The sequence below is a fragment of the Spartinivicinus poritis genome (assembly GCF_028858535.1).
GTDB classification, from domain to species: domain Bacteria; phylum Pseudomonadota; class Gammaproteobacteria; order Pseudomonadales; family Zooshikellaceae; genus Spartinivicinus; species Spartinivicinus poritis.
Map to the genome: position 1 here is coordinate 1 of NZ_JAPMOU010000058.1, position 14,537 is coordinate 14,537.

The 14,537-nt window shown below is 39.8% G+C and carries 13 protein-coding genes; 7 read left to right on the top strand and 6 right to left on the bottom strand.

The window, feature by feature from the left end; translation table 11 throughout:
• Positions 1-118: 118 nt before the first annotated feature.
• The 3 genes from ORQ98_RS25165 to ORQ98_RS25175 all read right to left on the bottom strand — a co-directional run bounded on the left by ORQ98_RS25165 (position 119) and on the right by ORQ98_RS25175 (position 2,025).
• Positions 119-1,393, bottom strand: coding sequence for an ammonium transporter (locus tag ORQ98_RS25165; protein ID WP_274691585.1), 1,275 nt, complete (start codon positions 1,391-1,393; stop codon positions 119-121).
• A 53-nt stretch (positions 1,394-1,446) separates the two neighbouring features.
• A complete protein-coding gene (gene glnK, locus ORQ98_RS25170) occupies positions 1,447-1,785 on the bottom strand; it encodes a P-II family nitrogen regulator (RefSeq protein WP_163831394.1) in 339 nt (112 codons plus the stop codon).
• A 114-nt stretch (positions 1,786-1,899) separates the two neighbouring features.
• A complete protein-coding gene (locus ORQ98_RS25175) occupies positions 1,900-2,025 on the bottom strand; it encodes a hypothetical protein (protein WP_274691586.1) in 126 nt (41 codons plus the stop codon).
• Between the two features lie 242 nt (positions 2,026-2,267).
• On the opposite strand from ORQ98_RS25175, the gene ORQ98_RS25180 reads away from it, so the two are divergent.
• The 3 genes from ORQ98_RS25180 to ORQ98_RS25190 all read left to right on the top strand — a co-directional run bounded on the left by ORQ98_RS25180 (position 2,268) and on the right by ORQ98_RS25190 (position 5,061).
• The gene (locus ORQ98_RS25180) at positions 2,268-2,603 is read left to right on the top strand and encodes an accessory factor UbiK family protein (RefSeq protein ID WP_274691587.1); all 336 of its coding nucleotides are present in this window, start codon (positions 2,268-2,270) and stop codon (positions 2,601-2,603) included.
• 210 nt (positions 2,604-2,813) lie between these two features.
• On the top strand, positions 2,814-4,334 hold the full coding sequence (locus ORQ98_RS25185; protein WP_274691588.1) for a YifB family Mg chelatase-like AAA ATPase: 1,521 nt from the start codon (positions 2,814-2,816) through the stop codon (positions 4,332-4,334).
• A 442-nt stretch (positions 4,335-4,776) separates the two neighbouring features.
• On the top strand, positions 4,777-5,061 hold the full coding sequence (locus tag ORQ98_RS25190) for a hypothetical protein (RefSeq protein WP_274691589.1): 285 nt from the start codon (positions 4,777-4,779) through the stop codon (positions 5,059-5,061).
• A 256-nt stretch (positions 5,062-5,317) separates the two neighbouring features.
• Here the strand turns inward: ORQ98_RS25190 and ORQ98_RS25195 are convergent, their stop codons facing one another.
• Positions 5,318-7,039: a putative bifunctional diguanylate cyclase/phosphodiesterase gene (locus ORQ98_RS25195; protein WP_274691590.1), complete on the bottom strand. Its 1,722-nt coding sequence runs from the start codon at positions 7,037-7,039 to the stop codon at positions 5,318-5,320.
• A gap of 200 nt (positions 7,040-7,239) precedes the next feature.
• On the opposite strand from ORQ98_RS25195, the gene rep reads away from it, so the two are divergent.
• Positions 7,240-9,255, top strand: coding sequence for a DNA helicase Rep (rep, locus tag ORQ98_RS25200; RefSeq protein ID WP_274691591.1), 2,016 nt, complete (start codon positions 7,240-7,242; stop codon positions 9,253-9,255).
• Between the two features lie 113 nt (positions 9,256-9,368).
• Here the strand turns inward: rep and ORQ98_RS25205 are convergent, their stop codons facing one another.
• The gene (locus tag ORQ98_RS25205) at positions 9,369-9,668 is read right to left on the bottom strand and encodes a DUF2845 domain-containing protein (RefSeq protein WP_274691592.1); all 300 of its coding nucleotides are present in this window, start codon (positions 9,666-9,668) and stop codon (positions 9,369-9,371) included.
• Positions 9,669-9,968: 300 nt separating this feature from the next.
• On the opposite strand from ORQ98_RS25205, the gene ORQ98_RS25210 reads away from it, so the two are divergent.
• Entirely contained in the window at positions 9,969-10,835 is an 867-nt protein-coding gene (locus tag ORQ98_RS25210; protein WP_274691593.1) for a PhzF family phenazine biosynthesis protein, read from the top strand.
• 64 nt (positions 10,836-10,899) lie between these two features.
• On the opposite strand, the gene ORQ98_RS25215 is transcribed toward ORQ98_RS25210, so the two are convergent.
• Positions 10,900-11,376 (bottom strand): Lrp/AsnC family transcriptional regulator, encoded by a 477-nt coding sequence (locus ORQ98_RS25215; protein ID WP_274691594.1) that lies wholly within the window; start codon positions 11,374-11,376, stop codon positions 10,900-10,902.
• Between the two features lie 231 nt (positions 11,377-11,607).
• Here ORQ98_RS25215 and yjeH point away from each other — a divergent pair, with 231 nt between their 5' ends.
• Together yjeH and ORQ98_RS25225 are read left to right on the top strand one after the other, a co-directional pair.
• A complete protein-coding gene (yjeH, locus tag ORQ98_RS25220) occupies positions 11,608-12,864 on the top strand; it encodes an L-methionine/branched-chain amino acid transporter (protein WP_274691595.1) in 1,257 nt (418 codons plus the stop codon).
• Between the two features lie 226 nt (positions 12,865-13,090).
• Positions 13,091-14,470, top strand: a complete 1,380-nt coding sequence (locus tag ORQ98_RS25225; RefSeq protein WP_274691596.1) for a hypothetical protein — start codon at positions 13,091-13,093, stop codon at positions 14,468-14,470.
• Positions 14,471-14,537 lie beyond the last annotated feature (67 nt).

A 14,537-nucleotide genomic window follows, 5' to 3' on the forward strand; every position in this document is an offset into this window, starting at 1 on the left:
AATCATGGGTAATGGATTAGCTGAGTTTGCAGATTAGGTACTCAGTTACACCTAAAAATGATTCGTTATGGGTATACCTATCTAGATTTCTACTAATAATTTTTTGCGATGCTCTTCTTTAAGCTTTTGTTGAGGTAAATTCTGGATAAGCTTCCATACCGCACTCTACCAAGTCTGTACCAGCAAACTCTTCTTCCTCTGTGATTCTAATACCAACGAGTAACTTAATAACATACCAAAGGATCAAGCTTGTAATAAATACCCAGCCAAATATCATGACAATACCCAATAGTTGCGGCCACAGGCTTGCTTCACTATTAGTGAGAGGTACCGCTAATAACCCCCAAATACCACAAATACCATGGACAGAAATAGCACCAACGGGATCATCAATTTTTAGTTTATCTAATAAAATGATAGCAAATACTACCAACCCACCCCCTACACCGCCAATAAATGTAGCAGCAAATGCACTGGGTGTAAGCGGTTCAGCAGTAATCGAGACTAACCCAGCCAACGCACCATTTAATGCCATGGTTAAGTCTGCTTTACCGAATAACAGCCTAGCAATTATCAGGGCTGCTATCACCCCCCCAGCAGCAGCTGCATTTGTATTAACAAAAATTTGCGCCACTGCATTAGCATTTTCAACATCTGCAAGTTTAAGCTGAGAGCCTCCATTAAAGCCAAACCAGCCTAACCACAAAATAAAAGTACCTAACGTTGCTAGCGGTAAGTTAGCGCCTGGTATCGCATTAGCCTGACCTTTAGCCGTATATTTGCCTTTTCTTGGGCCTAATAATAATACCCCCGCCAATGCCGCTGCTGCTCCACACATGTGTACAACACCTGATCCTGCAAAATCTAAAAACCCTTTTGCATCTAAAAATCCACCACCCCATTTCCAGTAGCCTTGTACTGGATAAATAAAACCAGTTAAAACAGTAGCAAATAATAAAAATGACCAGAGTTTCATTCGCTCTGCTACAGCGCCTGAGACAATAGACATAGCCGTTGCAACAAAGACTACTTGAAAGAAAAAGTCTGAACGAGTTGAGTAGTAAGGTGCATCTTCTCCACCTTTTAGTACAGAGGATAACTCATTTTCTGAGCCTAACAAAAAGCCCAGATAAGGGATAATCTCACCTTCCCCTTGACCTGGATACATAATGCTATACCCACATAATAAAAACATGGTGCAAGCAACAGCAAATAAGGCAATATTTTTAGTAAGGATTTCAACTGTGTTTTTCGCTCTCACCAAGCCCGCTTCTAACATAGCAAAACCTGCAGCCATCCACATGACTAACGCCCCACACATTAAAAAGTAAAAGGTGTCTAGTGCATAAGACAGTTGTAAAATAGTATTAGATGTATCTTGTAACGTTTCCATTATTGTGCCCCCCACTGGCTCAACTAATTGAAAAACTAACTGATTGATTAAAGTTAAATAGCTTCCGTTCCGGTTTCACCCGTACGAATGCGTATGGCCTGTTCCAGAGGGGTAATAAAGATCTTACCGTCGCCAATTTTTCCTGTGTTAGCCGCTTTACTAATTGCCTCAATCACTGGGTCAACCAACTCATCAGAAATAGCAATTTCGATTTTTACTTTGGGTAAAAAATCTACAACATACTCGGCTCCTCGATAAAGTTCTGTATGGCCTTTTTGACGTCCAAATCCTTTCACTTCTGTTACAGTAATTCCCTGCACTCCGATTTCAGAGAGTGACTCCCTCACATCATCTAATTTAAAGGGCTTGATAATGGCTGATACTAATTTCATTAGTAGTCTCCTAACTGGTTAGTCTTGCCTTGGGGGCAGTGACAAGTCTACGTTTAGCTATCAGGGTTAAGCAATTTATTTTGCTTACCAGCGATAAGCTTTTTTTTCAGCCATTCATCCTTGGTCATTGCTCGGCTTATTTCTTACCACCCGATAAAAATGGGTTCCTTTTCCATTGATAATCATCAAGTGGGTCACTGCCAACTGCTGCCTGCCTATTAGCTGTTTTTGCTTCAGCACTATTTATGCCATAAACAATAAAGCTTGATTTTCAGCTACCAGGAATGGCTATCCCAACCACGCAAGCACCTTTTTGTTTCAGCATATCGAGAGACGCACCAATGTAGTTCAACTTTTATTCAGATATCACCAGGCTTCGATCACGAAGAACTACCTGAATCTTCCTTAATCATAAATTCATTGCTGTGATAGACTACAACCAGTTCTAATTCACTTGCATAGTTAGTCTATTGAATACAGCCATGATAAATAAAGCTTTTATCCAATCCCTAAGCGAACAAATTGGTCAAAGTATCACCAACAAAGCACAAAGCCTTCTACAGGGTGACAAGTCTCAAATACAAACCGAGCTTGAAAGCCATGTTAAACTGCTACTGCAGTCTACGTTTAATAAGCTGGACTTAGTTACTCGCGATGAATTTGATACCCAGGCTGCTGTTTTACATCGCACCCGAGAAAAGCTGGAGTTGCTCACAAAACAAGTTGCCTTAATGGAGCAGGCTCTAGCATCAGCTAAATCAGAGTCAGAAGATAAAGCGCAATCAACTAACGAAGGAGTTAAAGACAAAACCTTGTAAGGTTCGTTAAGCAAAATTATGTAGCGCCTTTGTCAACTGAAGGGCTGTCAGTGAAATCTTTTTCATCTAGTCACTTGAAGTCATATTTGTGAAACTTCCAATTTAGTAATTCACAAACTTTACTGAAACAGTTCGATAGGATATTGAGCAAGTTTTAAACTACTGGACAGTACTTAACTAATATCAGTTAATGTTGATCAGGGATGAAATATGTCTCTTGCAGTAGTTTATACACGCGCCCAAGTGGGAATTTATTCACCTCTTGTTACTGTCGAAACCCATCTGGCTAATGGCTTGCCTGGTTTTTCAATAGTTGGTTTACCAGAAGCCGCTGTTAAAGAAAGTAAAGACCGGGTAAGAAGCGCACTACAAAATGCTAACTTTGAGTTCCCAACTAAACGGATAACCGTCAATCTGGCACCAGCTGATTTACCAAAGGAAGGTGGCCGCTACGATTTAGCTATTGCCATTGGGATTCTGGCTGCTTCTGGCCAAATTGCTACTGAACAATTAGCAAACTATGAGTTTCTTGGTGAGTTAGCCTTATCTGGTGAGCTTAGAAGTGTAAAAGGAGCGCTGACTTCGGCTATTGCCTGTCAAAACGCTCACCGCCATTTAGTAGTCCCCTCCGGCATTAGTAGCCAAGAAGCTAGCTTAGTTGAAAGCTTAACAGTGTATGAAGCAGACAATATTTTGTCTGTTTGCGGTCACTTCAATCAATCAACACCTCTAAAGCAAGCCACTCACAAAGCTGAGTACAATAAAATCACCACCACAATGCCTGATCTTTGTGAAGTAAAAGGACAAATGCACGCAAAACGAGCATTAGAAATAGCCGCAGCAGGCGGTCATAACCTGCTGTTTTTTGGTCCACCTGGCTCAGGTAAAACCATGCTAGCCAGCCGTTTACCTTCAATCTTGCCACCACTAACAACCAACCAGGCTCTTGCTACCCAAGCCGTTTATTCGATTGCAGGAAAACCCGTTAATCTTGCTCAATGGGGGCAGAGGCCTTTTCGTGCACCTCATCATACCGCTTCTGCCGTAGCGTTGGTTGGTGGTGGTAGCCATCCCAAGCCAGGAGAAATTTCGCTAGCTCACCATGGTGTTTTGTTTTTAGATGAACTGCCTGAGTTCAGTCGAAAAGTATTGGAAGTATTACGTGAACCATTAGAGTCAGGCGAAATCGTTATTTCTCGGGCATCTCATCAGATTACTTACCCTGCTGCTCAGTTCCAGTTGATAGCAGCGATGAACCCCTGTCCTTGTGGCTATCTTGGCGATAGCCAACACAACTGTTATTGCACTGCAGAGCAAGTACGGCGTTATCGCAATAAATTATCTGGCCCCCTGTTAGATCGTATTGATATGCACGTTGAAGTTTCAGCTATGCCACAAACTTTATTAACTCAACCGTTGCCTCAACTGAAAACAGAAGCGTCTGCTCAAGTAAAAAAGCGTGTCGAACAAGCTCAACAACAGCAATTAACAAGACAGCAAAAAACTAACCAAGGGCTATCCACTATCGAGCTAGAAACCCACTGTCAATTAACCAAAGCTACTCGCCAATGGTTAAGCCAGGTGATTCAAAAGTTAAAATTATCAGCTAGAGCTTATCATCGAGTATTAAAAGTTGCCCGAACCATTGCCGATCTTGAACAGCAAAACCAAATTAGTCAAAAACATTTAATGGAAGCTATCAGCTATCGCAAATTAGATCGAGGGGCTTAGGAATAGCTAATCAATACATATATTTAAATATATACAGCAAAAGTCGGTTATTTTTGTAACTGATGTTTAGTTTATTATTACTTTCAACATGCTACGTATAAATACGTATTTTTACTTCTAGACAGTCTGAAAGCTCACTTAAATAGTGATCTATTAGACTAAAATTAATTTAATCACAGATTAATTAATAAATACGACAAAACTCTTTCACAAAACAGTTGTCAATCATTTCTAGAAAGTACAAATGCTTGTTATAAAACATATTGTATTTCTTTGTAGAGACAGTGAACTGCTCCAGCATAAACTGTATTTCCACCTATAAGGTGGCATTAATAGTTAGTTTCTATAATGCTCTATAACATCAAGAAGCTAACAAAAGCTTTATTGATTCGGCCTTGTTTTCAAGGCTATTCAAAAAAAGATACCCATGGAGATGAAATAAATGAACTCGACTAAATTAGAAAGAGTAGCAGGCCCAGGAAATAAAGAGACATTCTTTATCGGCAGTTATCAGGTTTTGCCACCTAAACGGTTAAAAACCCCTGTAATGGTAGCAAGCAAAAATACAAAAAAAGTTGTTGCAGCTATTGCGAAAGGCGAGGAAAGAGAGTTTTTACTGACAGAAGATGAGTTAAATGGTTTTGCCCCACAAGAAGAAATAAAAACACCTTCTTATTTGATTTTACTACGGTTAGATAAACCTAAAGCGTCAGGTTTTTTCGAATAGTTAATTAATACTTAACGTGAAACCTATTTTATTATTTACATAAATAGTTGAACTATAAATTTAAGTATATAAATAGTTATACCGAAAGCACCGTTATTTAATCAGCCACACAATATCCATGTGTAGCTAGTTCAACTCGTATTTATATAAATATATAGTACTTAGAAATAAGGAGAAAAACTATCGTGTGCCTAGTTTATTACTAAATTATTAAGGCTTGTTGTTAATTCACAAAAATCTTTTCATGCAGAACGAGTTAATATGCTCTAACCGCTTGCTCTTCTACCAAGCGCTGGCACAGCTCTTCTACGTTTAAAGGCTGGCTTAATAAAAAACCTTGCATTTCATCGCAACCAGCCATTTTTAGCCACTCTGCTTGCGCGCAGGTTTCTACCCCTTCTGCAACAACAGTTAGGCTAAGGTTATGAGCCAACTCGATAATAGCCCCAACTATTACCTGATCACCGCGGTTAATCAGCATATTTTTAACAAAGCTACGGTCTATTTTTATAGTATTAATAGGCAGCCCTTGAATATGGCTAAAAGAAGAAAAACCCGTACCAAAATCATCCAATGCAAAGTTAATCCCTAACTGCTGCAGTGCTTTCATCTTGGCGGCCACATCAGCTTGTTCCTGCAACATAGCAGTCTCTGTCAACTCAAACTCCAGCAAATGAGGTCTAACCTGATGTTTTTTAATAATATGAGAGACAGTTGCTAATAGTTTGGCATCTTTAAACTGTTGGAATGACAAGTTAATGGCCACATGTAAATCACCTATCCCCCATTTATCTAGCAAATTTATATCATGACAAGCCTGGTTAATCACCCAATAGCCAATTGGTACTATTAAGTTGGTACGTTCCGCCAGCGGAATAAAGTCAGCAGGCATCAATAACCCCCGTTGAGGGTGATGCCATCTGAGCAGTCCTTCAACAGATGAAACCCGGCCCGTCTGACTGTCTACGCGGGGTTGATATAAAAGTTGCAGTTCATTGCGGCGTAACGCTTGGCGTAGCTCAGCCTCCATTAGCAGGCCATCACTTACATCTACTTTTAAGCCTGGCTCATAGATTACATAGTGATTACCCAATTGCTTTTTTGCTTTAGAAAGCGCGATATGGGCATGTGTGAGTACTTCATCTACGGTACTCCCCGCAACCGGGCAGCAAGCTAAACCTATACTACAACCAATTAGCACTTGATGGCCGGCAACAAAAAAAGGGTCTGCCAATGCTTGCAAGGTCTGTTTGGTTTGCAAGATCAACTGGGCCTGATGATTCACATCTGGGATTATCAGCCCAAATTCATCACCATTTACCCGGGCAATGTAGCTTCCACTATCGCTGTATACCTGCTTCAACCGTTCTGCTACTTGCCAGATCAAACTGTCTCCTGCCTGATGTCCTAAGGTTTGATTCACCTTACTAAAGCCATCAAGATCCACTAGTATTACACCCAGCAGTGAATCGCTGGTTAACAGCGCCAACTCTTCAGACAGGGTTTCTTGAAACCAGGCCCGATTGGCAATGCCCGTTAGCCGGTCATAGCAAGTCAGCCCTTTGATATCTCGCCTGCTTTTAGTTTGTTCTAAGTTATAGCGGAGTGTTCGTCTAATAAACTCATCATCATTGAGACGCGAATAGGGAATAAAATCGACTGGCGGGATTATTGCGCTTTGTTTCAGTTGATAACAAGTAGCCTCTTCGCACAATAATACAATGGGTGGATGACTATCATTTAGCTCAGCAACAACACGTTCATAGTTTTCGTAGTTGATCAGAACTAAATCCGGTTCTAAATAATTAAGTGATCGTGAAAGTTCATCAATTGACTGGCAGTGACTCCACTGCCAACGGGGCTCATTGTGTTGCCAACTAGGCAGTAGTGTAACCAGATGCCGAAACAGGTCAGGCTGTTCACCTACTAGTAAGATTTTGACTTTACGTCTTCTTAACTGCCTGACCACCCGCCACATACCCCTTCAACTGATAGGTCATCGATAAACCGGCAAGTATTATATGAACATAACGCAAAGTAAATAAAAACCAGCCAAGATCCAAAATAGAAATTAAATTTAACAACTAGATCAATTTTTTCACTCTTCCTGAAGCGTATGTCTTGACGGGACCGCTTCTGGTAAACTGCGCCACTCGGTAAATTTGAGGTAAAACGGTAGTGAGACAATTAAACCCAAGACAAGCGGAGGCAGTGCGCTACATTGATTCCCCCTTATTGGTATTAGCAGGGGCAGGCAGTGGTAAGACCAGTGTAATTACAACCAAGATTGCATACCTGATTGAAACTTGTGGGATTAAAGCTCGCCATATCTATGCAGTTACTTTCACCAATAAAGCTGCGCGAGAAATGAAAGAACGGGTCAGTCAGCTGGTTAAAGGCAAAGAAGCTAGGGGACTAACGGTATCAACGTTCCATAACTTGGGTTTAAATATTATTCGTCGAGAACATAAAGCGCTCAGCTTAAAGCCCGGCTTTTCATTATTTGATGACTTGGATTCACGCCAATTAATAACAGAATTGAAGGCACAATATGAGGTATTAGCAGAAGAAGCAGCGGATTATCTGCAACATCATATATCCAACTGGAAAAATGATATGCTATTACCAAGTGAATGCCTTTCTCATGCAGAAAACCCTAAAGAACAAGCAATTGCCTATTTATACCAAGATTATGACCGAACGCTTAAAGCTTATAATGCCGTCGATTTTGATGATTTGATTTTATTGCCTGTACTCCTGTTTCAGAAAAACCCAGAAATCCTGGAAAAATGGCAAAATAAAGTTCGCTATTTACTCGTAGACGAGTACCAGGATACCAACTCCAGCCAGTATTTATTAGTTAGATTACTTGTTGGTAGCCGTGCCCAGTTTACTGTGGTGGGTGATGACGATCAGTCTATTTATGCCTGGCGAGGTGCTCGTCCAGAAAACCTAGTCAAGCTGAAAGAAGACTTCCCATCACTGCACGTAATTAAACTGGAACAAAACTATCGCTCCACTGCTCGTATATTAACCGCTGCCAATACTTTAATTGCTAATAACCCTCATGTATTTGAAAAAAAGTTATGGAGTGAATTAGGTTTAGGTGATGAGCTACGTGTTATTCGCTGCAAAAACGAAGAAGTAGAAGCAGAACGTGTTGCCGTTGAAATCATTACCCATAAAATAAAGTTCGACACCCATTATAAAGATTATGCCATCCTGTACCGAGGTAATTTCCAATCCAAATTATTGGAATTAAAGTTACAACATCATCAAATTCCCTATCACATTACCGGAGGCACCTCATTTTTTAGCCGTGCCGAAGTAAAAGACATAATGGCCTATTTACGGCTGATTATTAACCCAGATGATGATAACGCTTTTTTACGGGTAATTAATGTACCTAAACGGGAAATAGGCGCAGCCACTTTGGAAAAACTGGGTACATATGCCAACCAACGACATATTAGTTTATATGCAGCCAGCCAGGAATTTGGCCTAAGCCAGTTTTTGAATGAAAAAGCTTTAGACAAACTAAAACGTTTTACTCTCTGGATTGATCGCATTACTCAAAAATGCCACCAGGAAGATCCTGTGGCAACCATAAAAGAAATGATTTATGACATGGACTATGACAACTGGCTGAGACAAAACAGCAGTAGCGAAAAGATTGCCAGCCGCCGCTTGGAAAATGTTTGGTTTTTAGTGGAATCTTTAGCTAAAACCATCGAAACTGCCGACCCTGATGAACCAATAACAATTAAAGAAGCCATTGCCAAATTAGTGCTTAGAGATATGCTCGAACGACAGGAGGAAGAAGACGACCATGACCGCGTGCAATTATTAACTTTACATGCATCCAAAGGGCTGGAATTCCCCCATGTATTTCTGATTGGTATGGAAGAAGATTTATTACCCCACCGCACCAGTATTGAAGAAGACAATATTGAAGAAGAACGACGCCTAGCCTATGTCGGTATTACTCGCGCCAGGAAATCATTAACCATGACCTTGGCTGGTAAACGAAAGCAATATGGCGAAATAGTCGAAACCACTCCCAGTCGATTTCTAGACGAAATTCCTCAAGAAGATTTAACCCGCATAGGCTTTGGTGAAGAAACCACCCAAGAAGAAAAGAAAGTCACTGGTAACGATGCACTAGGGAGTATTAGAGGGTTAATTAATCGGTAACTTTTTTTGAATGCAGCTTTTTTGCATTAGCTTCTAGCTGCATTCATTACCAGTAGAGGCATTGGTGTAGTGGCTCTGGCCTGATCGTACCGTTGCCCACTATTATTGCAACGTTAATTAGCAACTTTTATGGCGTTTACCTTATCTCCATCAAAAATCACTTCTCTTGGTTTTCGGCCGCCAACACCTTTATACAGCCATACTTCCTTTTCTGTGTGAAACACTTTTCTAGTACCATCTTCTTTTTTTTCTATTACTTTTTCACTGTAAGTATGTTTAGATTGAGGCTTACCACAAAGCTTTAATACCTTACTTTTTGAATATCCTTCTAATACGAGCTTACTTCCACACCTCATTGCATAACTATCAAGTGCAACAATCATTAAAAAAGAAAATATAATATACTTCTTCATATTCAAGCCCAAAAATCACTTACAGCTTTTAACAAAACTTTAAGCCAGCCACTGTTAAGCTGTTAAAGTTCACCGAAAGAATTAATTAATGTTGGTTTTAGACTAACGAAGTTATAGTTCTAGTGATTCAAACAAATTTTACCACAAGGCTCAACTATATTTACAATACTTACAAAAAATGGTAAGTATGTATCTCTTAAGACTGTTACACTTACTGTAAGTTTTGATTGTTTCTAGAATAGAAAAACTGCATTTTTAAAATGCAAAATATTTTTTGATCTTATTTTATGAGAAAGACCAATGCTTATTGATGTTGCAGTTTTAAATGCATTCACTTATCAAAAAACTGGCGGAAATCCAGCAGGAGTGGTGCTGGATGCCCATCAACTGTCAGCCCCCCAAATGCAACAGATAGCAACACAGGTAGGGTTATCCGAAACTGTTTTTATTCTCCCTTCAACACAGGGAGACTTTACCACACGCTTCTTTACCCCAACCGATGAAGTGAACTACTGTGGTCATGCAACTCTGGCTGCGTTTTCTTTGATCTACCAGCAGAAAATCATTCAGCCAGGGCGCTTCCTGCAAGAAATTAACAATCAACAACTATTAGCTATTACCGTTGAAGATGATGGCCAAATAATCATGACTCAACAGCGCCCTCAGTTCTTAACTCAATTTCAAGCAAGTGAGGTTGCACCACTACTTAACCTGCCAGTTGAGCTGCTCTCTGAAACAAATCTCCCAATCCAAGCAATATCCACTGGGCTTGTTGATGTATTTGTGCCCATTCCAGAAGGCTTTCTTGACCATATTACTCAGAATGAAGCTGCAGTTACTGAATTTTCGACTAAGCATGACTTTGTTGGTTTACATTTATTTGAGCTTCCCACAAAGCTTACTTCTTTTTCAGCCCGCTGCCGTAATTTTGCCCCAAGATTTGGCATTCCTGAAGAGTCAGCAACTGGCAGCTCGTCTGGCGCATTAGCTTGCTATTTATCTACCTATGTTGACCAAGCAAAAACTGATTTTTTATTTGAACAAGGAAAGGCTATGCAGTGCTGCTCTAGTTTAAGTGCAACACTACGCAAATCTGGGACAGAGATAGTAGAGGTACAAGTAGGTGGTTATGGGAGCCAACCTAAACGAGTTCAAGTGAATATCTAATAAACCACAACACCTGAGGCTAAACAAACAAGTCGTTATCAGCTTATTTTTCTTATTTAAGCATCTAAGCTCCTAGTCGATTAATCCATTCATTCATAACCACATGGGTTTTAATTTTAGTAACGCCTTCAATTTCATTGAGTGCTTCATATAGCTGCATTATTTTTTGCATATTTTCTGCTCGTACATAAATAATTAAGTCTGTATCACCGCTTACAGCAAAACATTGTTTCACTTCAGGAAAACGTGTAATGACAGGTATTACCACTTCTTCACATTTCGCGCCGAAGTACTGAATCTCTATAAGTGCTGCCACATGGTCTTTCTCTGACTCACGAAGTAAAACCTGATACCCCTTGATCGTACCATTTTGCTCAAGCTTTTTTATTCGTTCAGACACAGCAGAGCGAGACAGATTTACTTGCTCAGCGATAGCCGCAACTGGCTGACGCGCATCTTTGCTGAGAGCTTCGATGATTAACTGGTCAAACTTATCCAAGATATTCATACCTAACAGGCTGTATTTCAGAGTTTGTGCCATATTGTAATACCAGACAGGGCCTCAAACCATCTTCATAGCCACTATACTTATTCCAGCCCATGCCTGGTGTAGCCAGCCAAGTAAATACTCTCCACCATATCGACGGTAATTTACCACCTACACCGACGATATGTCGGTAGAACCTAACTATTGGCTAACGAATCAGTCAGTTTGTTATCAGAAAAAAAATTACACTTTACAAGTGTTGTAGATGAATTTGTGGGCTTTGTAATGAACCAATTAAACAATACCATTACTTTACCACAAGGTATTGGTCTGTTAGTGACCACTATGATGGGCACTGGCGTTTTTGTATTACCACAACTTACTGTCCAAGAGGCAGGGTTTTCAGCTTTACTAGCATGGCTTCTCTTGATTCTGGCAATGCTACCAGTAACCTGGGTTTTTGCAGAACTGGGTAAACGCTTTCCTCATGCAGGCGGGCCATCTCATATTGTCTCTAAAGCATTTGGCGAAACCCAAGGCAAAATTATCGGTTTACTTTTTCTCCTGTTAGTCCCAGTGGGAGCACCAGCTGCTATTGAGATTACCATACAGTTCGTTCATGTACTGGTTCCATTAAGTGGAGTTCAAACCCTTATTGTTGAGCTAGCATTTATTGCTGGGCTACTGCTTCTCAACTGGCAAGGAGTACAAGCCTCTGGTCGTATACAAACCGTACTAACATTAACCATGCTAGTGGTTGTGTTGGCTATATCACTCAAACAGTTTTCAGGGCACACTATTTCACCGCAAACAAGCGTAGACTTTAACCAATGGCCATTAATAGCATCTGCAGCAGGCTTAGCCTTTTGGAGCTTTATGGGTATCGAGACCATGAGCCACCTATCAGCAGAATTTAAAAATCCTAAGCGGGACTTTGGTCGCGCACTGCTACTTGGAGTTACAGTAGTGGGGCTTATTTATTTAATTTGTACGTGGATAATCTTACAAGCTACACCTGGATCTAACGCTTTAGCGATGGTTGATGTTTTTGATCAACAGTTCGGCCAAGGTGGTCGCTGGGTTATAGGAATATTGGGCGTCTTCAGTGGTGCTGCAACAGTCAACGTATATACAGCAAGTACTGCACGGTTAGCATTCAGTTTGTCAGAACAAGGCGCTCTACCTATCTATCTGAGTAGACTTAATCAGCATGGCGTACCATCAAATGGACTAATAACCACCTCCATTTTAGTAGCCTTAGTTCTGGTTTTAGCTCAAGTTATTCAAATTCCTTTTGAAGCATTGGTTCGATGGACCAATGGTGTATTTGTTCTGATTTATTTATTCACTATGGTTGCTGCCTATAAATTACTGCAAGGAAAATTCAAAATCATAGCTATCTTTGGCTCAGTTGTTTGTTTATTGTTAGGCGTTTCACTTGGTATTAATATGACATATGCGCTGGCATTATGGGCATCACTCATACTGTTTTATGCTATTGCACGAGCAGTCTTACAGCGCCCAAGGCCAACTGTTTTTTAGTTAGAATATTAATTATTACTCTCTTCTTCTCTAAAGAGCATTACAAAAATTAGTAAATATAGAAATTCCTGTCTAACTCTTGATGAGCCATGGAAGGCCACTCAAGAAACACCTCCATTCATATATTAGCCTATAATAAATTATGACTGATTTTGCTAACCCCAACAGAACATAAGTACTTACTATCATAGCACAAAGTCATAACATGATTGGCAGGGGGTTAATCATGAAAACGGGTATCTACTCAATTAATCCGTTCAATCGCTTTACTTCAACTAATCCTGACAAGCTAAATAAGCATGCTGTCCCGACTAGCCCAAAAGGTTTATTTAATGGCCGACAAGCTGCTTTAGCAAATACTCAAAATAGTGAGTCAGCTGACCATAGCACCATTTCAAATTTTAGAAAGAGGTTTGTCGCCAAATTGAGTTCAAGCAGCACTGTTAACCACTTTACTGTTGGCTCAGCAAATGCGCAGGCGAGTTATGAAAAAAACATTCAAAAAATAAAAAATGAATTAAATGATGCTATCAAGCAGTATTTAGATAAGGATTATGAGTTTCATAGCGGGTATATGCGTTATTATGCAAGTGATCCACGCTTTGCAAATTACTTAGCTGCCAAATCATACTATAACAAAGAAGTGATCAAGTTTTATAAATTACCCGAAAATGTAAAAGAACTTCGTGATCTCTTAAATAACCTATTAGATGGTCACAGCACCAAAGGCTCATTATATAAATCAATTAATAGCAAACTGACATCTGATCATGCATTAGGCCGTATAATAAAGTCTGACGGAATTTTATCCCCTCATTTTTCTGTTCGTAAACCGCCTTTACCTGAACCAGTAGCAGAGAGTAAGCCAAACAAAACCGTAGCAGAGCAACCAATTACCCCTAAACAAATTAAACAGCAGCTAAAAAAAATCAAACAAGAAATTTCACAACAGTTAAGAGAAAGAGCTGCATTGTATACTGCAGCACGGCTGACTACAGCAATTATTTCAAAACGAGCCGAAGTATCTACAAGGGAACTAACAATTCATAGACCTGGGCTTAAATCACTAAATATAAATTTTTTACACAGCCAGGATTTAACTTATTTACAATCAGTAAAAGAAAACCTACAGGATGATAATAATCAATTAAATGCAATCATTCACTTAAATCTTTATCAACTGCCTGTTAAGGGGGAATGTAAACTGACATCTCTCAAGCAAAAAGCAAAAACTACTATCAAAGAAGCACTAAGCCAACTACATAATAACCGGCCAAGCATCAAAGAGCGTTTGCTAAAAGCGTTTTTACCCAAAAAATATGATGAGCAATTACTAGCTAAAAACCAACTGACTGCCGATTTGCATGAGTTACAATACCTTAGAAATGAGATAACCAAGCAACCTGGCTGGGAAGCAATGGATCAGACAGCCTGGTTTCAGGACACTGTCTATCAAATATTAAAAAAAGGATCTGAAACAAAACTATCCTTAGGGCCTTTAAGTTTGTCTCCCACTTTTAGCAAAGTACTCTCTAAACAACTTGCAGAGTGGACACCAGAAAGCTCTTCTACATTTTATGTAGCGGCCAACGATCAACAACAATAGCGTATTTATTATATTTTATAATAAAAAATCCAATTGAACTAAGTTGAGCAATTTAATCAGCACCTGA

Bases quoted from the DNA above. Each gene is read 5' to 3' on its own strand.
- ORQ98_RS25165 (WP_274691585.1), bottom strand. From the start codon at position 1,393: ATGGAAACGTTACAAGATACATCTAATACTATTTTACAACTGTCTTAT.
- glnK (WP_163831394.1), bottom strand. From the start codon at position 1,785: ATGAAATTAGTATCAGCCATTATCAAGCCCTTTAAATTAGATGATGTG.
- ORQ98_RS25180 (WP_274691587.1), top strand. From the start codon at position 2,268: ATGATAAATAAAGCTTTTATCCAATCCCTAAGCGAACAAATTGGTCAA.
- ORQ98_RS25185 (WP_274691588.1), top strand. From the start codon at position 2,814: ATGTCTCTTGCAGTAGTTTATACACGCGCCCAAGTGGGAATTTATTCA.
- ORQ98_RS25190 (WP_274691589.1), top strand. From the start codon at position 4,777: ATGAACTCGACTAAATTAGAAAGAGTAGCAGGCCCAGGAAATAAAGAG.
- ORQ98_RS25195 (WP_274691590.1), bottom strand. From the start codon at position 7,039: ATGTGGCGGGTGGTCAGGCAGTTAAGAAGACGTAAAGTCAAAATCTTA.
- ORQ98_RS25205 (WP_274691592.1), bottom strand. From the start codon at position 9,668: ATGAAGAAGTATATTATATTTTCTTTTTTAATGATTGTTGCACTTGAT.
- ORQ98_RS25210 (WP_274691593.1), top strand. From the start codon at position 9,969: ATGCTTATTGATGTTGCAGTTTTAAATGCATTCACTTATCAAAAAACT.
- ORQ98_RS25215 (WP_274691594.1), bottom strand. From the start codon at position 11,376: ATGGCACAAACTCTGAAATACAGCCTGTTAGGTATGAATATCTTGGAT.
- yjeH (WP_274691595.1), top strand. From the start codon at position 11,608: ATGAACCAATTAAACAATACCATTACTTTACCACAAGGTATTGGTCTG.
- ORQ98_RS25225 (WP_274691596.1), top strand. From the start codon at position 13,091: ATGAAAACGGGTATCTACTCAATTAATCCGTTCAATCGCTTTACTTCA.